Origin of the sequence: Altererythrobacter sp. Root672 (genome assembly GCF_001427865.1) — a bacterium.
In the GTDB taxonomy this organism is placed as follows: Bacteria; Pseudomonadota; Alphaproteobacteria; order Sphingomonadales; family Sphingomonadaceae; genus Croceibacterium_A.
This window is the reverse complement of the sequence record NZ_LMHH01000001.1, coordinates 157,164-178,389: the sequence shown is the minus strand read 5'-3', so window position 1 is coordinate 178,389 and position 21,226 is coordinate 157,164. Positions and strand designations below refer to the sequence as shown.

Here is a 21,226-nt window from a genome sequence, read left to right as displayed (position 1 = left end):
CCGTCTCCGTCTCTCAGTTCGACAACCGACCTGAGGGGACCCCATGCATCGCTACCTGCTAGCCAGCACTGCTGTTCTTGCGCTTGCCGCGCCCGCCGCTGCTGAAACGATCTCTACTGCCGTCACCCAGCCCGTACGTACCTCGACGGTGAAGAACGGCTCGCCGGATTCGATCACGATCGCCACGGCCGGCTCGGTCAAGCCAGCGTCGGGCACGGCGGTGACGATGGACAGCAATCACACGGTGACCAACCAAGGCACCATCGCCATCAGCAATGCCAACGGCGCAATCGGCATCCTGACCACCGCTGGAACCACCGGCGATATCGAGAACTCGGGGGGGATCGCGATCGACGAGCCCTACACACCGACCGATGCCAATAACGACGGCGACCTCGACGGGCCCTTCGCGCTCGGCTCCAACCGGTTCGGTATCCGCACTGCCGGGGCGCATTCCGGCAAGGTCACCAACAACGGCACGATCAAGATCGAAGGCAACGATTCCGCCGGGATCTGGCTCGGCGGACCGCTGACCGGCGCCTTTACCCATAATGGTTCCACGGTCGTTATCGGCGACCGCAGCGTCGGGGTTCATGCCGAAGCGATCACCGGGAATGTCAGGCTGGCCGGCACGGTCGGCGTCCAGGGAGAGGGCGCGATCGGGGCCCACTTTGCCGGCGACGTAACCGGTGCCATGGTCGTGCAGGGCAACATCAGCGCGAGCGGCTATCGCTACACGACGGCCCCAGCCAGCACTGCCAATCTCGACGCCGACGACTTGCTCCAGGGTGGGCCCGCCCTGCGGATCGAGGGTAACGTCTCGGGCGGTATAGTCCTGGCCGTCGCGCCGAAGGACAACGACAAGAACGACACTGACGAGGACGATGACGGGATCGAAGATGCCAAGGAAGGCTCGGCCATTGTCGCCTCCTATGGCGCTGCTCCGGCCATGGTAATCGGGGCGACCAATCGTGACATCGTCATTGGGTCGGTGGCCGGAACCGCGACGCAGTTCGGCCTGATCGTCGATGGCACCATCATCGGCAATGGCGTCTACGCCGGCGTGAACGGCACGGGCCTTCAGATCGGTGGACGCGGCGGGGCCGTCAGCATCGCCAACGGCATGAGCATTGCCGGCACCGTCTCGGCGCGATCGAACGGAGCCAACGCGACGGCCCTGCAATTCGGCAATGGCGCCTCCGTGCCCGAAGTGCGGGTCTCCGGCACTGTCGATGCCGTGGGCGGCAATACCGCGAGCGCCCAGGCCACTGCCATCCAGATCGACCAAGGAGCCTCTGTACCGGTCATCCGCAATAGCGGATCCATCAAGGCTACCGCCGGCGGAACCACCGGCTCGGCAACCGCAATCCTCGACCGAAGCGGCGGCCTGACCCTGGTCGAGAACAGCGGGGCCATCCTGGCCACCGGCGCGGCGACCGATTCCACCCGCAACATCGCCATCGACTTGTCCGCGAATACCAGCGGTGCAACGATCAAGCAGACACAAGTGGCCACCGGCATCGCGGCGCCTTCCATCGCCGGGGACATCCGCTTCGGCAGCGGCAATGACACGTTCGACGTGGCCGACGGCACGGTGAAGGGAACCACCTACTTCGGCGCCGGCACCAACGCCTTGAAACTGTCCGGTGACGCAGTGCAGACCGGCAAGGTCATCTTCGGAGCGGGCGTCGACGCGATGAGCGTCAGTGGCACCTCGCAGTTCGATGGCACGGTCGATTTCGGCGGCGGGGCGGACACGCTGACATTGTCTGGCAAGGGCGCCTTTATCGGTAGCCTGATCAATGCGGGCAACTTGGCGGTCAATGTGACAGGCGGTACGCTGAACGTCACTAAGCCCTCTTCGATCGGCTCGCTGGCCGTCGGTGCCGAGGGCGTACTGGTTGCCACCCTGGACAAGAGTATCGGCAACGGCGCGCTCTACACCGTCGCGGGTACCACCAGCTTCGCCAAAGGCGCCTCCTTGGCGGTGAAGATCGCGGACGTCGACAATGCCGAGGGCCACTATCTGGTGCTGCAGTCGGGTTCGATCACCGGTTTGAGCGACGTAAAGTTCAACACCGACCTCGTCCCTTTCCTGTTCAAGGCGACGTTGGCGACCAACTCCGGTCCGAACGCGATCGCCGTCGATATCGTCAAGCGGTCGGCGCAGGAGTTGGGTCTCAATCAGTCCCAGTCCGCGGCGTACAACGCGGTCTTCGCCGCTCTCAACAACGACGACAAGATCGAGGACGTGTTCCTCGGCATAACGACCGGTGAGCAGTTCCGCGCCACCCTTGGCCAGATGCTGCCCGATCATGCCGGCGGCGCGTTCGAGGGCATCAGCCTGGGCTCGCGCACCCTGGGTCGCCAGGTGGCCCAGCCGACCAGCCCGGTCTATTCACTGGGCGGGCTCGACATCATCCTGAACACGGCCGGCTGGAGCAGCAGCAAGGACATCGGCGTGACCGCTGCCTACGACGTCGGCGGCATGGGCTTCTCCGCGGCAGGCGAGATCGACACAGGCGTCGGCAGCTTCGGTGCTTCGGCCGCCTGGTTCTGGAACGTCCATGACGATGGCGACCTGCGGGAAGTGGAGTCGCGCAATTGGGAGCTGGCAGGCTACTGGCGTGGAAACTGGGGCGGCTTCGCTGCTTTCTCCCGCGCTTCGATCGGCCTGGCCAACTTCAACAGCACCCGCACCTTCAGCGGCACCGCCAATGGCGAAGCCGTCACCAAGACCTCCAAGGGTGAGTGGGACGGCACAGTCTTCACGCTGAGCGGCGGCGCGTCTTACGAAGGCCACGCCGGGAAGTTCTTCTTCCGGCCGTCGGTCACGGCCGACTACGTCAAGCTCGCCGAAGACGGCTACACCGAAACCGGCGGCGGCAAGGGCCTCGATCTCATCGTCAACGATCGCGACAGTGATCAGCTCGCGGTGAACGGTGGCCTGGCAGTCGGCCTCGACTTCGTGGGTCGTGGCGGCGGCGGACTGTGGCGCGCGCCCAGCCGTGACAATCGCTGGTTCCGCGTCGAGGCTGAAGGCGGCTGGCGCGAAATCGCCGGTGGTACCCTGGGCGCCACCACCGCGCACTTCGACGGCGGTACCGCCTTCACGCTCGAGCCCGAACAGTATGACAGCGGCTGGTTCACCCGCGCCAGGATCATGGGCGGCACCGACCGCTTCGAGATGGACGGCGAAGTCGGCGTGGAAGATCGCAACGGCAACACGGCCCTGTCACTGCTCGGTACGCTGAGGATCGGTTTCTAGAGCCCCCCCGCGCCTCTCCGTGGCCAGACAATGGCCACGGAGAGGCCAAATGCCGAGAGTTTCGGTTGCCTCAGGTACAGCCCTGGAAGGGGTCGGCGGGGTTGGGAACACACATCTTCCCCCCTGAGGCGTTCCGGTTCATTTCGTCGAGCCCCCGCTTGTTTCTGGCGCCGAAGTCCCGCCACTCGGCGGCCGTCATGCAAATTCTGGATCGGCGAGTGAGCGAGCCTGTCGCCTTTTCGGTGCGGCAGATCTTCTTTTCCTGCTTTGCACGGTCGGCCGGTGGGGCTTCGGCCGCCTCCTGCGCCACTACCGGGGTGCTCATGATCGCAAGCGCGATCGCAGTTGTGAATACGCTCTTCATCGCCTACCCCAACTCCGTTGACGACGATTTCGCCTTTGGTGCGAGTAGTATAACGGCTTCATGACCAGTAGCAATTCACCTTATATGCGGACCGTTCGGCTTGCATTTCTTGCTGCTGCGCTCGCCGCTGCCGTACCGACCTCGGCCCAATTCTACAGTAACCCGATCCTTTTCGCTGACTACTCCGACCCGGACGTAATCCGTGTCGATCGCGACTATTACATGGTCGCCTCCAGCTTCCATTTTTCGCCCGGCATTCCGGTGCTCAGGTCGAGCGACCTGGTCCATTGGACGATTGTCGGCCACGTCCTGCCAAAGCTGCCGTTCGGGCCGCTCTACGACATGCCGGGGCCACACACGCTCACCGACAAGCTCTCCAAGCCGATCGGCGGCACCAAATATGCGAGCGGCGTCTGGGCGCCTTCGATCCGTCATCGCAATGGTTTGTTCTACGTCTACTGGGCGACGCCTGACGAAGGCGTGTTCATGTCCACCGCGAGCGATCCCGAAGGGCCGTGGACCGCGCCGATCAACGTCATTGCGGCCGCTGGACTGGAGGATCCGGCCCCCTTCTGGGACGAGGATGGAACGGCCTGGCTGATCCATGGCAAAGTGGGCGCAGGTCCCCTCATCCTGCACCGGATGACCGGCGACGGGTCGCGGGTGCTCGACGACGGGGTTGTCGTCGCCGAGGACAAGGACAAGCTGCCAGTTCTCGAGGGACCGAAGCTCTACAAGCGCGAGGGTTGGTACTACATCTTCGCGCCGATCGGCGGCGTGGAGAATGGTCCGCAGGCGGTCGGCCGGTCCCGAGACATTCGCGGCCCGTACGAGTGGCGTACGGTGCTGGTGCCGGGCACGACCCAGGTCCAGGGACCGCACCAGGGCGGCTATGTCGAAACGCCGTCCGGAGAGGGATGGTTCATCCACTTCAATTCGACCGGCGCCTTCGGCCGGATCGATTACCTGGAGCCGGTCGAGTGGCGCGACAGTTGGCCAATCATCGGCGAACCGCTTCCGAGCGGTCACGCAGGACAACCTGTTCTCAGTTTTCGCATGCCCGACACGGGCAGCCCGCCATCGAGCGATCGGCTGCAGGCTTCCGACGAGTTCTCTTCCCCGCAACTTGGCTTGCAGTGGTCGTGGAACCACAACCCCCAGGACAGCGCGTGGAGCCTCGCGGCGCGGCCGGGGTTCCTCCGCCTGACCGCCCTACCGGCCGAACAACTCGTGACCGCGCGCAACACCCTGACCCAGATACTTCAGGGGCCATCGAGCGAGATCACCGCGCGCATCGACGTGTCAGGCATGCACGATGGCCAACGGGCCGGGCTCACCTTGTTCGGCGTCCGCCCGGCGTGGATCGGCGTCGTTCGCGAAGAAGGCCGGTCGCGAGTAACCCTGTCGATCGAAGGCGACGAGACGGCAGGACAAGAGCTCATGGGCCAGACGATTGAACTGCGGGCGGTCGTGGCTGCTGACCAGACCGTGACCTACTCCTACAGTCTCGACGGTGGCGGTTCTTTCCTCCCCTTCGGAGAGGCAATCCCCCTGTCTCGCTTCTCCTGGTGGAAAGGCTCACGCCCCGCCCTGTTCAGCTTCACCCGCGGTGTTCCCGGTGGCTGGGTCGACGTCGACTGGGTTCGCGTGTCCGGGGAGGCTCAGCTTAGGACAAGGCCGGCAGGACCAACACCGGGCAACTAACCTCGCTGACTAGACGCTCGGTCGTGCTGCCCCGGATGGCGTCGAGGAAGCCGTCGCGCCCCGCAGTGGGCATGGCGACCATGTTCACCCCCTCTGCCTCCTGCAACAGGGTCTCGACCACCGGCCCGTTGACGGTGCGAACCGGCAGTGCCCCGCCGCGACCATCCTCGATCAGCGGTGCATCGCCACCCACGTGCACGAAGTCGAACGTCACTTCGAGCGCACCCGTCAACGACTGCAATTGGGCGATCACCCCGTTGGGCGAAGGATTATGGTCGACCGGCACCAACACGGTTTCGAGCTGCATCGCACCGGTGTCCGCGGCGACAAAAGGCCGTGCCTCCGGCCCCAGGACCAGCGTCGGCACCAGCGTTTCCCTCACCACTTCGGCGGTGACCGATCCCTTGAGCAGCCGCTCGAGGCCAGCATGCCCCCGGCTGGCCATCACGAGCAGATCGGGCCGATGCTCCTGCAGATAGTTGGACAGGCCGTCGCCCGCGTCGTCGTCACGGATATCGACCTTGCGCACCTCTACGCCGGTCCGTGCGAGGATGTCCTCAACCTGCGCATCCTCGTCGAGGTAGTTCCACCGGTGCAGCACCTCTCGAACGCGCGGAAACGCCTGCCATTGGGGAGAGACCTGCGGGTGGCGGACATGGAGTAGGTCGAGCCGGCTGCGATTGAGCAGCGCCAGCCGCAGCGCATGTTCGAACGCGGTAGAACCCGCGTCGGAGAAATCGGTCGGAAGAGCAATGGAGTGGATCATTGGGCGGTCCGTCGACTTGATGGTTCCGTCCAATATGCGGGGGAAGTTAGCGCCTGTATCTCAGGGATATTGCTTAGTCGGGCGGGCGCTACACCCTGCCAAACCAGCTAACCGCCAAACCCGATCCCTCGCAGCGTTGCCTCGTCGGCAACAAGCGGCTGCCCGTCCCGAAAACCATTGGCCTGCAGCAAGTACGCCACCACCGCGAGGTAGTCCGCCTCAGGCAGCGATCCGCCCGCACCTGGCGGCATTGTCGTCCGCACGAGCGTGACGAAGTCGGCCATGGTTCGCCCGCGCCAGTTGGCGAGGAAAGCTGCGCCCTGCACCGGCGGCACGCCGGGTCCTGGCGTGAAGGTGGCGCCATGGCAGGCGGCGCAGCGGGTGTCGTAAACTGCCTTGCCTGCAGTCGCCTGGGCGAGGCTGAACACGCCGTCGCTCACCTTGCGAGAGGGAGCGGCGTCGAGCGCGGGGTCGTTGGTGGTTACCCTTGCCGCCGGATCGATCGGCGCCTTGACCGGGCCAAGATGACCAATCCCCGCCTCGGGCAAAGCGAAGACGTAGAGCGTGTTCTGGCCACCGTGGATGAGTTCGGGCGTGAACACGTCGCTGAGCCAGCGGCCAGTGGAGACCGCAAGGTATTGGTGCCCGTCGACTTCGAACGTCGCCGGATATCCCGTGACGGAAGAACCGAGGTTGACCTCCCACAGGATCGCGCCGGTTCGATCGTCCATGGCACGCAAGCGCCCACCGGCGTCACCCGCGAAGACAAGCCCACCGCCGGTCGTCATCAGCGACTGCATTCCCGCGCGCTGGGCGTACTTCCACTCAGTTCGCCCGGTGACGGCGTTGACCGCGTGGATCACGCCGACATTGCTTTCGGCCCCCGGCGCGAGCTGCTGTCGTGTGGCCATGCCGTAGACGCCTGGCCCGTCGGGGCTCGGGGCGACAGCGGAGACCATGGCGCAAGTGTTCTGCGCCGGGAAATACATCGTCTCGGTCAGCGGGCTGTAGGCGGGGGCCTGGTAGTTTGCCCCGCCAGTGGCCGAGGGACAGACAAATGCCGCCTTGCCGTACTCGGTGAACACGGTGGCGGGATTGACCGTCACGCGGCCGGTCTTGCCATCGATCGATTGGACCACGTTCTGGTAGACCGTTGGCCGCGCCCAAAGGAACTCGCCGGTCTCTCGGTCGAGTGTGTAGACCACCCCGGTCTTGCCCGGCACGCCGGTGAGGACCTTGTAGGTCTTGCCGCGCTTGATCTTCGGATTGATCCAGGCAACCTCGGCCGGATCTGGCGCCACTTCCTCGTCCATCAGCATGCGCGGGAACGGGTGGTCGAGGTCCCAGTGGTCGACGATGTGCTGGTAGTGCCAGACGATCTTCCCGGTCTTCACATCGAGCGCCAGGGTCGAGTTATGGTAGAGGTAATCGAGGTCGTTGCCCGCGAGCGAGATCTTTGGTGCCGGGGCGCTGACCGAAGTGCCCATGTAGACCAGCTTGAGCTGCGGATCGTAGCTGGCGATCATCCAGGCGCCGACCTGCTGGCGCTTCTCTTCGGGTACGCTGCCCCAGGTGGCGCTGTTCGGATCACTGCCACGCGCGATGGTGCTGGTCCGCCAGACCTCGCGTCCGGTCAGCGCGTCGTGGGCGGTGATGACGCAGGCGTCGGGTCCGCCTTCTGGCTCGCAGCTTCGGCCGGTGATCGCCAGGCCATCGGCAATGATCGGGCCGGACGATTGCTTGGCTCCGAGCTTGTAGTCGAGGATCTTCGTCTCCCACACCTGCTCGCCGGTGCGGGCGTCGAGCGCGTAGATGAAATCGTCGGAGCTGCTGGCGATGATCAGGTTGCCGTAAATGGCGATGTTGCGCTTGGTGTCCGGTACAGTGAGGAACTGGCGGACGTCCTCGGGCACCGCCCGGCGATGCTCCCACAGCACGTCACCTGACTTGGCGTCGATCGCGGCGATCACGTCACCCGGTTCGGGGAAGTAGAGCACGCCGTTGTGGACCAGTGGGGTGCCCTCTTGCGATCCGGCGTTGAGCGGGCGTGCCCAAACGAGGCGGAGCTGGTTGACGTTTGCACGGTCGATCTCGGCCAACGGGCTGTAGCCCCAGGAATCGAGTGTGCGCCGCCAGCTCAGCCAGTCCTTGGGGTCGGGCTGTTGGATCATGGCGTCGGTGACCGGCTCGAACGAAGCCCCGGACTGACCGACGGCTTGGGCGAATGCCAATGACGCCAAGGCCACTCCCACGGCCGCCCTTGCGGCCATGCGCTTCGCTATCATCCCGTCCCTCCCGATATGTTTGGGGCGAGACTAGCACGGATTGGCGGCGGCTCCAGTGGGCGTGGGGGTTAGCCCGCCTTGCCGACGAGGATGCGGATGTGCGGGCGAGGCAACGGGAGCGGCTGGGCAAAAAGTCGGGGGCAGCTGTGGAAGCTGCCCCCGTCCCCCCATTCTCGATCATGTATCCCTCTCCTCTTGAGAGAGGGTTGGGTGAGAGTAGGCATAATCTGTTCCATGACCCTCACCCTCCGCGCCTTAAGGCGCTCCTCCCTCTCCCACGGGGAGAGGGCTTTTCTCAATTCAGCCCCAACGCCGCCTTTACCGCGGCCCAGGACACCAGCTTGAAGTTCTGCGCCGCAGGCTGGTTATGGCCGTCCTGCGCGATGAACAGCCCGTCCGGGTAGTCAGCGCCGAAGCTGCCGCCGGCGAGCTCTATGCCGTCGGTTTCCTCAGTCGAGCCAAACTTGCCAGCCACGATCCTGAAGCGGCCGAGCGGAGTCATGTCCGGCAAGGCGAACACGGCATAGGCGTTGTCGCCCTGGCTGGAGGCGACGAGCACCGCCCGGTCACCAGTGCGCAACAACGCCAGGCCTTCGACGTCAGCTACGAGGTGCTGGTTATCAACCGGCGCCACCAGCTTGCCCTCGGTCGCGCCCGGAGCAAACTTCCAGATGCCGACGTCTTCTTCGCCGACATAGAGCGTCCCGTCAGACGGATCGACCACGCACCCTTCGGTCTGGGTGGAGAGCTTCATCGTGCGCAACGGCTCGCCCGTGGGCGTTCCGTTGAGTTTGATCCGCACTTCGTGGGTCACCCCTTCCTTGAGCACTGAATAGGCGATCAGGCTGTCGCCGTTGCGCCAAAGGCAAACGCCGTAAGCCTCGCCCGTCCCGCCCGAGACCGCGCCGAGCGGTTCGAGGCGAGCCTTGGCGGTGTCGAGCCGCCACAGGCGCAGCTTGGCATTGGCCGGATCGTTGCGGTCGCTCGCCACCACGATCACGCGTCCGTCGGGCATTGTCGCCAGGTCGACGTTGTTGAGCAGGCCCGAGTTGTCGGTGAACCGCGTCTTGCCCGACAAGTCGTAGACCAGCAGGCCAGACTTCTTGTCGGTCGCGACGATCAGGCTCGCGGCCGGGTCAGCAGCGTTGCGCCAGATCGCCGGGTCGTCGGCGGCATCCTCGTTCGCGGTGCCGACCGGGTCCGTCTCGGCCACCGCAGTGACCTCGACGGCCGGCAGGCCCACGGGGTTGGAGGCGCATCCGGCGAGCGCAAAGCTCGCCGTCGCCAGGGTTATTGCCAGAGTGCGCATCAGAAGGCGTACCGTCCGACCAGTTGGAACACCGGTCCAGCCCGTTCGCTCTCGAGTTCATATTCGTCGAAGTCGCGATCCACCTGATCCTCGATCGAGTCGAACTTGTTGAACGCTTCCTTCTTCTTGCCGTCGAGCAAGTTCGAACCGACCGCACGGATGGTGAAGCTGTCACCGACACGCTTCTCGATGAAGATCTCGAGATCCGCGCCGTAAGTGGTGGTCACTTCCTCAGTGAGGACGCGACCGAACGCCGAGCCCTGCTTGCGGTAGGTGGCGCCCAACGCAACGCCGTATTTCGGCAGGTTCTGGATCACGCCGAAGTTGTACACCAGGTCCGACTGATCGTTGAAGCGACGTTCCCCGAACGCATCCTCGACCGAGCTGTCGAGCACCGAAAGGTTGCCGAACACACCGGTGTTGGGGAGGCCGATGAAGCCCAGGTCAGCCGAAAGGTCGAATTCGACACCATAGACCTCGCCGTCGCCAACGTTCTGCGGCTGAAGGACGATGCCGTCGCCGTTGTCGCTGGGAATGGGATCGCCGTTATCATCGAACACCGTCGCCAGCTCAACCAGATCGTCGATCTTGCGATAGAACACGTTGACCCCGATCACGCCGGTACGGCCAAGGTGATGCTCGTAGCCGAAATCGGCGCCCCAGGCCTTCTCCGGCATCAGCAGCGGATTGCCCTGGAAGTCGTTGTCGCCGATCTCTTCTTCCAGCGTTGCCGGCGTCAGATAGTCGAACTGCGGCCTACGCACAGTGCGCGCACCCGAAAGCGTGAACCGACCCATGCCGATGTCGTACTTGAGCGACGCGGACGGCAGGAAATAGTTATAGTCGTTGTCGACCGCTACTTCCTCGATCAGGTCGGTGATGCGGGTCCGGGTGCTCTCCCAGCGGACGCCGGCTTCCCAGCTAACCACGCCATGATCGCCTTCGAACAACGCATAGAGGTCGCGGCGCCTTTCACTGATGGTGCTGAGGTCCACGGCTTCCGGATCGTCGAACGCACCGATCAGATCGGCGGGAGAGTTCGTGAACTGATCCCAGTTGCGGTCGTCGAGTCCGCCGTCCTGCTCGGCCTCGCCGATGTTTGTGTCGCGATCCTTGTCCTGCAGGAAGCCGCCCACCACGAAGTTGATGTCCATCGACACCGGGACTTGGTGATCGAGAGCGAATGACAGCTCCTGGTCATCGTTGTGCTGAGCCGTGAGCTTGCTTTCCCACTCGGGATCGTCGCCTTCGTCGGTATCGAACGCGACTTCGGTCTCGGTCGAATCGACGTTGTCGTTGAAGCGCGCGAGGTTAGCCTTGAACGTGGTCTTGCCGAACGACCATTCGTGGGCGAGCTTGGCACCGAAGGTCCAATTTTCCTGGTCGATATCTTCAAGCTGGTGCGCGTCGGTCAGGAGGCCCAGATTGTCGTCATCTTCGAATTCGACCGGTCCAGGGGTGCCCGAGACGACGTTGTATTCGAAGCTGCGCTCGGTCTCGGTGCGGTCCGTGCGGACATAGTTGCCGCTGAACTCGACCGTGGTCGTGTCGGACTCGAGAATGTAGCTACCGTTGAACGCATAGTCCGTACCGTCGCGGATATCGCTCTGGTCTTCGCGATTTTCGAAGTCGTCGGTGGCGAAGTTCGGATTGTTCTCCGGTGAGTCGCTGTAACGGAGGCTCAGCTTCTCCTTCGGATTGTAACGGCCTTGCAGGTTGGCGCCGACAAGCACCCGGCCCGGCCCGAGAGCCCCGCCGTAATAGAGGCCGAGAGTAGGCTTCAGTTCGCCGTCATCGAACAGGATCCCACCGCCCTTGATGTATCCACCGTCGAGGGCGAGCGCGTCGCGCAGCTTGATGTTGATCGTGCCAGCCACCGCATCGCCCGTGCGGCGTGCCGAGGAGGAACGAACGATCTCGACCTGCTCAATGAGCTCTGCAGGGATACGGTCGAGGAAGAACGAGCGGTCGGGGTTGGGACCCGGCACTCGCTCGCCGTTGATCAGGATCTGGGTGTAGCCCGGATCGAGGCCACGCAGGCGCGGGCCATCGCTTTCGATGACGTCCGAGAGGAACGTGACCGAAGGAACGCGCTTGAGCGCGTCGCCGGCAGTCAGCGGCTCGAAGCGCTGGAAGTAGTCTTCGTCATAGACCAGAACGGGTTCGGCGCCCTCGCTACGGTTGCGGAAACCGATGTCGGCCTGGACCACGATCTGGTTGCTGGTTTGCGGCTGCGCGGCTTCGCTCGAGCCCTCGTCAGCGCTATCAGCGACTTGCGCCTGTGCAGGCAGCGTAAACGCTAGTGCGATCGCGGTGAATGCTGCACCATTCGAAAGGTGCCCCCAAAGTCTCATTACTGTCCTCCGTCCATGTGACGAAGGGGCCTCTAGGGGCGGCTAGTGACGCTTTGCGGACGGTTCGATTGCAGGACTATGACGGTGACAAATGTGCCCTTGTGGCAACAGGTTTCCTGTCGCGGCCTCAGTCCGCTTCCGGCGCCTCTGAATTGAGCTGCACGTAGTTCTGCAGCCCCATCCGTTCGATCATGTCGAACTGGGTTTCGAGGAAGTCGATGTGCTCTTCCTCGCTTTCGAGGATGCGTTCGAAAATCTCGCGGCTGACGTAGTCGCGCACGCTTTCGGCGTAAGCGATCGCGTCTTTGAGCAGCGGGACGGCCTCATATTCCAGCGCGAGATCGGCCTTGAGGATTTCCTCTACCGTCTCGCCCACCTTGAGCTTGTGCAAGGCCTGGAAGTTGGGGAGTCCATCGAGGAACAGAATCCGCTCCGACAGCGTGTCGGCGTGCTTCATCTCGTCGATCGATTCGTGACGCTCGTACTCGGCGAGCTTCTTCACGCCCCAGTGATTGAGCACGCGGTAATGCAGCCAGTACTGGTTGATCGCCGTCAGCTCGTTCGTGAGCGCCTTGTTCAGGTATTCGATTACCTGCGGATCACCCTTCATCGCGCATTCTCCTGCATGCGCGCATTATCGGCCAGCGGCACCCTCGGAGGCAACCCTAAACTGGCAAAAAACCCCAGAAATCCTGGGGTTTGCGAATGATTGTCAGGATCGTGTCAGGCAGCTGCGAGTGCGAGTTGCGAACCGCACAGGCGCTCTTCGAAAATGATCTCGTCAGCCTCTTCCAGGCACTGCCCGCATTGGGGCCGTTTGCCGAGAGTTTCGTAGACGCGTTCAGCATTTCCGCAGCTACGCTGAGCAGCGCGGCGGAGTTCGCATTCCCGAACGGCATTGCAGACGCAGATGTACATGACCCCTTCGAACTAATGCGAATGGATCGCAGTATCAAGCCTTATTTGCGAATGGGCATCAATTGCCAGTACGTCAGGCAGCGCCACAGCCATTCGAGCGGGCCGTAGCGGAAGTGTGCGAGCCAGGGCTTCGACCAGGCCAGCATCAAAACCCACGCCAGAAGCACGAACGGCAGTAGCCCGAGTCGGTGCAACTGGCCGAACTGACCGCCCGCCCATCCCTGGAAGACGAACATCATCAGGATCGAGCCGCCCAGGTAGTTGCTGAATGCCATTCGTCCAGCCGCGACCACGCGGCTACCGAGCCAGCCTTGCGCGGCTCTCGGAGCCCATAGCGACAACAGGGCGGTGAGGCCGAGAACCATCGGCAGGTGAAGGAACGCGGACAGGCCGTTGAACGCAAACTGGGTCAGCAACACCGGAAAGCCCGCCGACATGACCCACAAGCCGATCGGCAAGGTCAGCGCGGCTCCGCCGGCGAACCCGATCCAGCCCCAGCGCCGCATCTTCGCGCGATCCAGCCGGCCCTCGAACAGTCCCAGGCGATAGAGGGCCATGCCGATGAGCATCAGCGGTATCGTCTCTACCAGGGTGAAGAACAGGAGCTCAAACGGCAGTTCAGGCCCTTCCTGGGTCACGCGCCAGGCCACAAGCTTGGGCCAGTCCCCGACTTGCGTCACCTCGGTTTCCTCGTTCGCCTCCTTCACCAAATCGGCGGCGCCTGCTTGAGCCTGCTCGTGCGAGAGCGGCGTCGGGTCGGGGATCGGGGGGAAGCCCTCCGCGGCCAACGACGATCCAAAGGCGGCCGAGAAAACCAGGGCTCCGGCGAGGAACCAGGCCACCCCAATCCGCAGCTGTGCCCGCGCGTCCCAGCCGGTCATGAGCAGCGCGCCAAACCCAGCGACGGCGTAGAGCAAGAGGATGTCGCCCGTCCAAATCAGGAATGTGTGGGCGGCCCCGAAGACACCCAGCCACGCGAGCCGCCGGATTTGCAGGTCGGGCCTGCCACCGCGCGCGTCGACGCGATCGAGGAACAGGATCAGTCCGGCCCCGAACAGCAATGTGAAAATCCCGCGCAGCTTTCCATCGATCAGGACGAACTGGAACAGCCACACGAACCGGTCGAACGCGGTCGATCCGCCCGGCAGGCCTTCGGGCCAGTAGTAGGCCAGCATCGGATGCCCGTAGGCGACGATGTTGGGGAACAGGATGCCGAGCACCGCAATGCCGCGAATGAAGTCGAGCGCCACGATACGCTCTGCCGCGCTGACCGGCTGGCTGGGTGCGGCACTCTGGACTTCGACCTCGCTCATGCACTTCCCCAGCCTAAGGGGAAGGCCATAGGGCGCTTCAGCTGCGGGTCACAAGGCAATCCTGACCCGAATGCTGAAGCGACCGGCACGCCTCATCGGCGGCGGCGCGAGTGGGGAAGCCACCCGCTTGCAGCTTGGTCACCCGGCCAGAGGGGATCATCAGCCGCTCCCTGCCCTTGAGCTCAGCCCGGCCGCTAAGCTTGCTCCACAATTTCTCGGCGTTGCCCGCAACCGAGAACGCACCGAGCTGTACCCGCCAGGGGCCCGTGGCGACTTGAGCGGGCGCGCGTGCCGGTGTCGGGGCAGTCGTCCGTTCTGGCGCCGGTGCTGGCCTTGCCATTGGTGCAGGAGTCTCGATCACCGAGACGACGACCGGCTTCGCCTCCCGCACCTCGGCGACAACGGGTTCACTCACCGGCCCACTGGCCCTACCCAGCGCGAAGCTCACTCCAGCATCGGCAGGATTTTCCATGCCCGTCGCCCGGACGGCATCGTCGAGAGCCGACCGCGCTGCGACAACTCGCGGCGTTGCGGGAGTGACCGGCTGCGGGTCGGCGCTGACGAGCGAAGGTTCAAGTTCGGCCGCCGTAAGTTCGGTTGCCCGAGCGAGCTGCGCCTCTTCACGCAGCTGCGTCGCCAGACCGGCGCCTTGCTGGCGTTGCTCGAGCGGGATGGCCTGGTCCATCTCGGAAAGGGCGGCAGCCGCTTGTGGCAGCCCCTGCCCGTTCGCCAAGGTCAGCAAGGCATAGGCACGCGCCCAGTCGCGCTCCAGCAGGTCTCCGTTGAAGTGGGCCACGCCGAGCAGATACTGCGCGCGCGGATCACCCCGCCGGGCGGCTGCTTGCACATAAGGTAGCGCGGCTTCGCGACGGCCATCCTGGAACAGCATCAGTCCATAGGTATCGGCGGCCCGGATGTGACCGGCCGCCGCGGCGCGGGCGTAGAGATCCTCAGCGCGGCCCGCATCGATCGGCACCCCCCGTCCCAACCGATAGGCCTGGGCGAGATTGAACATGGCATCGGCATCGCCGTTGGCGGCGGGCGCTTCCCATTCGCGCACGGCCACGGCGAAATCGCCCCGGCTCCAAGCGTCGACGCCCGCCTTGACGTCCGCCATCGCGGGCGCGGCGCCCAGCACGGCGAGCGCGAGAATGGCGGCGCGGACCGGCTTGTTCAGATCAGATAGCATGGCGCGGCTTGCCCCGGCTCCGTTAGTCAGTTCGAAACCGCAGGATAGTAAATGAGCCATTAGCAAATGCTTTATGCCGCTCGTTTTTTCCCAAAAGCGGACAAGAACTCCGATTACCGCCCGCATTTTCGGAAAGGGTGGCCGAGTTAACCCAAAATTTAGGGTGTTCTGCGATCTCCAATGTCGAATGGGCCGGAAATGCGTTGTCTCCGGCGTCGAATCAGGGGGAATTGGTCTTGCGCGTATTGGCATTGGCTTCGCAGAAAGGCGGGTCGGGCAAGACCACGCTCTCGGGTCACCTGGCGGTCCAGGCGCAGCGCGCGGGCGCCGGCCCTGTGGTCCTGATCGACATCGATCCTCAAGGCTCTCTCGCCGATTGGTGGAACGAACGCGAAGCCGATTACCCGGCCTTTGCCCAAACCACTGTCGCGCGGCTCGCGAACGATCTGGCCATCCTCCGCCAGCAAGGTTTCAAGCTCGCGGTAATCGACACGCCTCCGGCCATTACCATGGCGATCCAGTCGGTCATCTCGGTGGCTGAACTGATCGTGGTGCCGACGCGCCCTTCGCCGCATGACTTGCGCGCCGTCGGCGCTACGGTCGATCTGTGCGAACGCGCCGGCAAGCCGCTGATCTTCGTGGTCAACGCTGCCACCCCCAAGGCCAAGATCACCTCGGAAGCCGCCGTCGCGCTGTCGCAGCACGGCACGGTCGCCCCGATCACCCTGCACCATCGCACCGACTACGCCGCCTCGATGATCGACGGCCGGACGGTCATGGAAGTCGAGCCCGAAGGACGCAGCGCCCAGGAAGTCGTGGCGCTGTGGCACTACATCGCCGACCGCCTCGAAAAGAACTTCCGCCGGACGGTCTTCGCCGCTCCCGGCACCGCGGTTCAAACGCCCGGCAATTATCGCCCGCAAGGCGGCTTCGGCCGCCGCGTCGCCCAGTAAGAGGGAGACGTAACCATGAGCGAACCCAAGAATTTCGCTTCGCTCGGCCCCTCGCTTCTGGCCCGCAAGGGCGGCGCGAAACCGGCGATGCGCCCACAGATGGCGTCGCTCGGCGGCGCGCAGACGGCTCAGGCTCTTGCCCAGGATCTCGAGGATCTCGGGTGGAACGACATGGGTCAGGAGGATGAACTCCCGGCGCCGGTGCACAAAGCCGAAATCTACTCGCTGACCCCGGCCGCATCGTCCGGTTCGTTCAGCGACGAAGAGCTCGGCGAAGAAGAAGAATTCGATGACGAGGAAGACTATCCCAGCCTCGTCACCCCCGCGGAAGAAGCTGGCATTCCCAGCTTCGTCGCGCCCGAACCCGAGGTACTGCGCCAACGGCGGGCTGTCGAAACGGCAGTTACCGTCCAGCCGCAGCGCCGCGAGCCACAACGCCGCAGTGCCCCCGAGGCGGGCCGTCGTGCAGCTTTCACGCTGCGTCTCGATGGCAAGCGTCACCTGAAGCTGCGCCTTGCCAGCACGGTCATGAACCGTAGCGCGCAGCAGCTGGTGACAGCGGCGTTAGACAAGTTCCTGTCAGAGATTCCGGAGGTCGAGGTACTCGCTGTGCAGGTGGAGCGTGACTTACATCAACGGATATAGAGGCCAATGACCATGAACCGCACCATCGCCAACAAGCGTGGGATCCACATCGCCCTGACCACGACCCTGGCCGGGACTCTCCTGGCAAGTTGTGCGACGGGCACGCCACCGTCCGCGGCCATTTCGGCCGGCCTGGCGCAGGAAGCGCTTGCCCAGGGCAAGCAGGACAAGGCGATCACGCACGCCGAGGCGGCCGTTCTGGCAGAGCCCCGCAACGCCGAATTCCGCGCGACTCTGGCTTCGGCCTATCTCGACGCGGGCCGGTTCGATTCCGCTGCCGCCACTTTCAGTGACGCGATGGAGCTCGGCAACGGCTCGCCCCGCGTGGTGCTTGGGCGCGCCCTGGCACTCGCCGGTGCCGGCAAGCATGCCGAAGCCGCCGAACTGCTCAACAAGCACGAAGGCGATATCGCCACGGCCGACCTCGGCCTGGCCCTCGCCATCTCCGGGCAGCAGCAGCGCGGCATCATGCTGATGTCGAACGCCATCCGCCGCGGCGAGAACACCGCCAAGATGCGGCAGAACCTGGCCTATTCCTACGCCCTCGGCGGCCAGTGGCGCGAAGCGCGCCTGATGGCGCAGCAGGACGTGCCGGCCGACAAGGTTGGCGACCGCATGGCCGAGTGGGCCATGATGGCCCAGCCCGAAGCCTGGCAGCAACGCGTTGCCACTCTGCTGGACGTACCGGCAGGCGTGCGCGACACCGGCCAGCCGGCCCAGCTGGCCCTGGCCAACAATCCGGCTATCGAACAGCTTTTCGCCGAAGCCGCCGTTCCGACGGCCGAGCCGGCCTTCACCGAGTTCGCCGAGCCGTCGGGAGAGCTTCCGGCCCTCGCTTCGATCGATCCCAGCGCAGGGATCGAGCGCATCGAGCGTCCCACCCTTCAGCCGGTCAGCGCTGCTCCCGCGGTCGCTCCGGTTGTCCAGGTTGCGCAGGTCGCCCCGCGCGCCGCTCCGCAACCTTCTGCCCGTCGCGCCCCGGCTCGCGCCGTCGCTGCTTCGGCTCAGCAGGCTAACGGGACGCACCGGGTGCAGCTCGGCAGCTTCCTCAGCGAAGCGAGCGCTCGCCGCGCCTGGAACATCTACGCTCGCAAGTATCCCGAGTTGTCCGGGCACCAGATGGTGATTTCGGAGGCCGTGGTTCGCGGCAAGCACTACTGGCGCGTTTCGGCCGCCGGCTTTGCCAAGTCCTCGTCCACCGCAATGTGCGGCCGGGTGAAGGCTTCGGGCAACACCTGCTTCGCTTACGACCAGAGCCGCCCGCTTCCGGGCGCGGTCGACACCGGCGTGCAATTGGCGCGCCGTTGAACTTTCACTCGATTAGTTCGAGTACCCAGGACCCCTCCCCTAACCGGGAGGGGTTTTGCTTTTTGGGTCACGCGAAGGCGCGAGGAGGGGGTGCCTGTGCGTACCCACTCACTCATGCTCTTCCGTCATCCTGAACTTGTTTCAGGACCCATTTCTCGTCACTCCCTGAAGCGTAGCGGCTGGGCGCCAGCTTGCCGCAAGGTGGGGTGTTCACCCGACGGCTCCGTGCGGGCGGAAGAACGGATCCTGAAACAAGTTCAGGATGACGGGTGTGCGTGTGAGCTTCAGACAAGCAAGAACACCCGCTGGCGAATGCGGGCCTAACGCCAGGAGAAAACGCGGACGGGCAAAGGCCGGCGCGTCCTGGGCGTCACAGGATTGCCTTGCGCGAGCATGGAATGCGAACGGCGGCGAGGGCTGCGACCAAAACTCGCTACACCCTCTGACGATGTCGAAGGGCGCCGGCCTTAGCTGCGGGAGAGTGAGAACGAAGCGCTACCGCTCCCGCACCCGTCGCTTGTCAGGTGTCAACTGACGGCGGGTCATCTAACCGATATGGTTCACAAAGTCAAGCAAAAAGGGCCTGATTAGGCTAACCGACTTCCACCCCACCCTTCCACAGACCAGTGACACGACCCTGGACCGGCTGACGGTCAAACGGGGTGTTCCCGGCGGTGGCCGCCATCTTGGTAGAGTCGACGATCCAGGGCTTTGCCGGATCGATCAAGGCAACGTCCGCCTCGGCCCCGGCACGCAACTCGCCGGCCTGAACCCCAAGCAGCAAAGCGGGGTTGCGAGAGACGAGATCGAAAGCGCGTTCCATCGGGATCACCCGATCGCGCACCAGCGTCAGCACCAGGGCGAGCAGCGTTTCGGCCCCGGCCATGCCCGGCGTGGCATCGGCGAACGGCAGGCGCTTGTCCTCCGGTCCGCGTGGATCGTGGCCCGACGCGATGACGTCGATCGTGCCATCGCCGATGGCGTCGATCACCGCTTGCCGGTCCGCCTCTTCGCGCAGCGGCGGAGACAGGCGGGCGAAGGTGCGGAAGCCTTGCAGCGCCAGGTCCGAGAGCATGAAATGCGCCGGCGTGACGCCCGCCGTCACCGCTACACCCCGGCCCTTTGCCGCCCGGACAAGGCCGAGCGCGGCCCGTGTCGTCACCTGGCGCAAGTGCAGGCGTGCGCCGGTCATTTCTGCCAGGGCGATGTCGCGCGCAACCGCCAGGGCCTCGGCTTCGGCCGGAGCGCTGGGCAGGCCGAGGCGAGTGGCCATTTCACCCGCCGTCGCCGCCGCTTGGCCGGCGATGCCGCCGTCCTCGGCATGGGTAACGACGACCAGGCCGAGCATGGCGGCATATTGCAGCAGGCGCAGCATGACGCCGCTGTCGCCGATCCAGGCGCGGCCCGTGGCCACGGCGCGGGCTCCGGCATCGCGCATCAGCGCCAGTTCGGCCAATTGCGCACCTTCGAGCCCCACCGTGGCGGCGGCGAGCGGATGGACCCAGAAGTCGGGCTTGCCGCTCGCAGCAGCGAACCGCACGCGAGCCGGATGGTCGAGCGGCGGGGACTGGTCGGGCATCAGCGCGGCGCGGGTAATGCCGCCGAAATGGAACGCCGGCTTGTCGATCGCGAATACGCCGAAGTCGACCAGGCCGGGGGCGATTAGCCGTCCGCCGGCATCGACAACTTCGTCGCCGTCCTGCGGCCGAACCTCGCCGACGGCTTCGATCATGCTCTGGACGCAGCGGATCGAGCCGCCTTTCACGCCTGAGGGCGTGACCAGCAAGCCGCCGGTGATCGTGAGCGGGCGCAGCTGCTTCATGCCCAGCCCTCCACGCCGCGCGCTCGTCGGGTCAGCACGTCGAGGCAGGCCATGCGGATGGCGACGCCCATCTCCACCTGGTCGGTGATGATCGAGCGGCCGGCCAGATCGGCCACGGTGCTATCGATCTCCACCCCGCGGTTCATCGGCCCGGGATGCATCACGATGGCATCGGGCGCCGCGCGGGCCAGCCGCTCGGTGGTGAGGCCGTAGAGGTGGCGATACTCGCGCGGGCTGGGGATGAACTGGCCCTCCATCCGCTCGTTCTGCAGGCGCAGCATCATCACTACCTCGGCGCCATCGAGCGCGGCGTTGAAATCGGAGAACGGCGTCACGCCCATCGCCTCGATCCCGGCAGGCATCAGCGCTGGAGGCGCGCAAACCCGCACCACCGCGCCGAGCGCCTGCAGGCACAGGATGTTGGAACGGGCCACGCGGCTGTGGAGGATGTCGCCGCAGATCGTCACCACCAGGCCGTTGAATTCGTGCCGCCCCCGCGCGCGCAGGGCGTGGCGCAAGGCCAAGGCGTCAAGCAAGGCCTGGGTCGGGTGCTCGTGCTGTCCGTCGCCGGCGTTGAGCACCGGGCAATCGACTTGCTCGGCGATAAGCTGGACCGCGCCCGAACTGCCATGGCGGATCACGATCGCATCGACGCGCATGGCGTTGAGCGTCATCGCGGTGTCGATCAGCGTCTCGCCCTTCTTCACGCTCGACTGCGCGGCATGCATGTTGACCACGTCGGCGCCCAGGCGCTTGCCGGCGATCTCGAAGCTGAGCAGCGTGCGCGTGGAGTTTTCGAAGAAGGCGTTGATGATGGTGAGCCCGGCCAGCCTGTCGGTATGCTTCTTCGGCTGCCGGTTGAGCTCGACCCACTGTTCCGCCTCGTCGAGCAGATAATGTATCTGGTGGGTTTCGAGCTGGCCAATGCCCAGCAAGCTGCGATGCGGAAAGGCTAGCGCACCGGCCGGATAGCGGCCTGCGACAGGAGGGGTGTTCGCCGATGTCATTAAAGCCGAGCCCATAGGGCC

Annotated in this window: 16 protein-coding genes; 5 read left to right on the top strand and 11 right to left on the bottom strand. The window is 64.9% G+C overall.

All coding sequences use genetic code 11. The features are described from left to right. Positions 1–43 precede the first annotated feature (43 nt). On the top strand, positions 44–3,268 hold the full coding sequence (locus ASD76_RS00815; RefSeq protein ID WP_055917104.1) for an autotransporter outer membrane beta-barrel domain-containing protein: 3,225 nt from the start codon (positions 44–46) through the stop codon (positions 3,266–3,268). 70 nt (positions 3,269–3,338) lie between these two features. Here the strand turns inward: ASD76_RS00815 and ASD76_RS00810 are convergent, their stop codons facing one another. Further along, a complete protein-coding gene (locus ASD76_RS00810; RefSeq protein ID WP_055917101.1) occupies positions 3,339–3,632 on the bottom strand; it encodes a hypothetical protein in 294 nt (97 codons plus the stop codon). A gap of 60 nt (positions 3,633–3,692) precedes the next feature. On the opposite strand from ASD76_RS00810, the gene ASD76_RS00805 reads away from it, so the two are divergent. After that, positions 3,693–5,336: a glycoside hydrolase 43 family protein gene (locus tag ASD76_RS00805; protein ID WP_082553539.1), complete on the top strand. Its 1,644-nt coding sequence runs from the start codon at positions 3,693–3,695 to the stop codon at positions 5,334–5,336. Here ASD76_RS00805 and ASD76_RS00800 read toward each other — a convergent pair. The 8 genes from ASD76_RS00800 to ASD76_RS00765 all read right to left on the bottom strand — a co-directional run bounded on the left by ASD76_RS00800 (position 5,299) and on the right by ASD76_RS00765 (position 15,470). Further along, positions 5,299–6,102, bottom strand: coding sequence for a universal stress protein (locus ASD76_RS00800; protein ID WP_055917098.1), 804 nt, complete (start codon positions 6,100–6,102; stop codon positions 5,299–5,301). The genes ASD76_RS00805 and ASD76_RS00800 overlap by 38 nt on opposite strands. A 107-nt stretch (positions 6,103–6,209) precedes the next feature. Then, positions 6,210–8,387, bottom strand: coding sequence for a PQQ-binding-like beta-propeller repeat protein (locus ASD76_RS00795; protein ID WP_082553538.1), 2,178 nt, complete (start codon positions 8,385–8,387; stop codon positions 6,210–6,212). A 295-nt stretch (positions 8,388–8,682) separates the two neighbouring features. Continuing rightward, complete coding sequence (locus tag ASD76_RS00790) at positions 8,683–9,696, bottom strand: phytase (protein ID WP_055917092.1); 1,014 nt, start codon at positions 9,694–9,696, stop codon at positions 8,683–8,685. Continuing rightward, the gene (locus ASD76_RS00785) at positions 9,696–12,050 is read right to left on the bottom strand and encodes a TonB-dependent receptor plug domain-containing protein (protein WP_055917089.1); all 2,355 of its coding nucleotides are present in this window, start codon (positions 12,048–12,050) and stop codon (positions 9,696–9,698) included. Before ASD76_RS00785 ends, ASD76_RS00790 begins: the two co-directional genes overlap by 1 nt. 127 nt (positions 12,051–12,177) lie before the next feature. Further along, entirely contained in the window at positions 12,178–12,660 is a 483-nt protein-coding gene (gene bfr, locus ASD76_RS00780) for a bacterioferritin (RefSeq protein WP_055917085.1), read from the bottom strand. 113 nt (positions 12,661–12,773) lie between these two features. Beyond that, a complete protein-coding gene (locus tag ASD76_RS00775) occupies positions 12,774–12,968 on the bottom strand; it encodes a bacterioferritin-associated ferredoxin (RefSeq protein WP_055917082.1) in 195 nt (64 codons plus the stop codon). Between the two features lie 41 nt (positions 12,969–13,009). After that, entirely contained in the window at positions 13,010–14,281 is a 1,272-nt protein-coding gene (locus ASD76_RS00770; protein ID WP_055917081.1) for a DUF418 domain-containing protein, read from the bottom strand. A gap of 37 nt (positions 14,282–14,318) precedes the next feature. Beyond that, entirely contained in the window at positions 14,319–15,470 is a 1,152-nt protein-coding gene (locus ASD76_RS00765; RefSeq protein WP_055917076.1) for an SPOR domain-containing protein, read from the bottom strand. A 236-nt stretch (positions 15,471–15,706) separates the two neighbouring features. Here ASD76_RS00765 and ASD76_RS00760 point away from each other — a divergent pair, with 236 nt between their 5' ends. Genes ASD76_RS00760 through ASD76_RS00750 form a run of 3 tightly spaced genes read left to right on the top strand, consistent with a single transcriptional unit; the run spans position 15,707 to position 18,376 of the window. After that, a complete protein-coding gene (locus ASD76_RS00760; protein ID WP_055917073.1) occupies positions 15,707–16,423 on the top strand; it encodes a ParA family protein in 717 nt (238 codons plus the stop codon). 15 nt (positions 16,424–16,438) lie between these two features. Beyond that, positions 16,439–17,068, top strand: a complete 630-nt coding sequence (locus ASD76_RS00755; RefSeq protein ID WP_055917070.1) for a hypothetical protein — start codon at positions 16,439–16,441, stop codon at positions 17,066–17,068. A 6-nt stretch (positions 17,069–17,074) separates the two neighbouring features. Further along, entirely contained in the window at positions 17,075–18,376 is a 1,302-nt protein-coding gene (locus tag ASD76_RS00750) for an SPOR domain-containing protein (RefSeq protein WP_082553537.1), read from the top strand. 592 nt (positions 18,377–18,968) lie between these two features. On the opposite strand, the gene ASD76_RS00745 is transcribed toward ASD76_RS00750, so the two are convergent. Both ASD76_RS00745 and ASD76_RS00740 read right to left on the bottom strand, forming a co-directional pair. Continuing rightward, the gene (locus ASD76_RS00745; RefSeq protein WP_055917064.1) at positions 18,969–20,198 is read right to left on the bottom strand and encodes a dihydroorotase; all 1,230 of its coding nucleotides are present in this window, start codon (positions 20,196–20,198) and stop codon (positions 18,969–18,971) included. Beyond that, complete coding sequence (locus tag ASD76_RS00740; RefSeq protein ID WP_156457491.1) at positions 20,195–21,205, bottom strand: aspartate carbamoyltransferase catalytic subunit; 1,011 nt, start codon at positions 21,203–21,205, stop codon at positions 20,195–20,197. The genes ASD76_RS00745 and ASD76_RS00740 overlap by 4 nt, the downstream gene beginning before the upstream one ends. Positions 21,206–21,226 lie beyond the last annotated feature (21 nt).

Coding starts and splice junctions, on each gene's coding strand:
- ASD76_RS00815 (WP_055917104.1), top strand. CDS start 44: ATGCATCGCTACCTGCTAGCCAGCACTGCTGTTCTTGCGCTTGCCGCG.
- ASD76_RS00810 (WP_055917101.1), bottom strand. CDS start 3,632: ATGAAGAGCGTATTCACAACTGCGATCGCGCTTGCGATCATGAGCACC.
- ASD76_RS00805 (WP_082553539.1), top strand. CDS start 3,693: ATGACCAGTAGCAATTCACCTTATATGCGGACCGTTCGGCTTGCATTT.
- ASD76_RS00800 (WP_055917098.1), bottom strand. CDS start 6,102: ATGATCCACTCCATTGCTCTTCCGACCGATTTCTCCGACGCGGGTTCT.
- ASD76_RS00795 (WP_082553538.1), bottom strand. CDS start 8,387: ATGATAGCGAAGCGCATGGCCGCAAGGGCGGCCGTGGGAGTGGCCTTG.
- ASD76_RS00790 (WP_055917092.1), bottom strand. CDS start 9,696: ATGCGCACTCTGGCAATAACCCTGGCGACGGCGAGCTTTGCGCTCGCC.
- ASD76_RS00785 (WP_055917089.1), bottom strand. CDS start 12,050: ATGAGACTTTGGGGGCACCTTTCGAATGGTGCAGCATTCACCGCGATC.
- bfr (WP_055917085.1), bottom strand. CDS start 12,660: ATGAAGGGTGATCCGCAGGTAATCGAATACCTGAACAAGGCGCTCACG.
- ASD76_RS00775 (WP_055917082.1), bottom strand. CDS start 12,968: ATGTACATCTGCGTCTGCAATGCCGTTCGGGAATGCGAACTCCGCCGC.
- ASD76_RS00770 (WP_055917081.1), bottom strand. CDS start 14,281: ATGAGCGAGGTCGAAGTCCAGAGTGCCGCACCCAGCCAGCCGGTCAGC.
- ASD76_RS00765 (WP_055917076.1), bottom strand. CDS start 15,470: ATGCTATCTGATCTGAACAAGCCGGTCCGCGCCGCCATTCTCGCGCTC.
- ASD76_RS00755 (WP_055917070.1), top strand. CDS start 16,439: ATGAGCGAACCCAAGAATTTCGCTTCGCTCGGCCCCTCGCTTCTGGCC.
- ASD76_RS00750 (WP_082553537.1), top strand. CDS start 17,075: ATGACCATGAACCGCACCATCGCCAACAAGCGTGGGATCCACATCGCC.
- ASD76_RS00745 (WP_055917064.1), bottom strand. CDS start 20,198: ATGAAGCAGCTGCGCCCGCTCACGATCACCGGCGGCTTGCTGGTCACG.
- ASD76_RS00740 (WP_156457491.1), bottom strand. CDS start 21,205: ATGACATCGGCGAACACCCCTCCTGTCGCAGGCCGCTATCCGGCCGGT.